Consider the following 293-nt stretch of genomic DNA (forward strand, 5'->3'; position numbering starts at 1 on the left):
GCCATTTTCTCAGCTTTTACTTCAAGTGCTTCAAAGTAGCTGCGGTTATGCTTGTTATAGATCTCGTCGTAAAGTGGTACAAGATCAGGATATTTTCCTGCGATATAATCCATAATTGTCTTTTTGAAACCGCCTCGAAGATTGAGATTTTCGAGCCAGAACAGATCGCACTGATCCTTTACCCGCTCAAAGATTGCTTCAAAATCCGTGATACCGGGGAATACCGGGGATACGAAACAGACTGTGCGGATACCTGCCTCATATACCTGCTTCATAGCAGCGATACGGTGCTC

General features: G+C 44.4%; 1 protein-coding gene. It reads right to left on the reverse strand.

Going from position 1 to position 293, the window contains the following annotated elements; all coding sequences use genetic code 11:
• Window positions 1-293: hypothetical protein (locus tag PZH32_RS13495; RefSeq protein ID WP_428994061.1), on the reverse strand; the 293-nt coding region annotated here is incomplete at both ends.

This window comes from Adlercreutzia equolifaciens (assembly GCF_029076695.1).
GTDB lineage: Bacteria > Actinomycetota > Coriobacteriia > Coriobacteriales > Eggerthellaceae > Adlercreutzia > Adlercreutzia equolifaciens_A.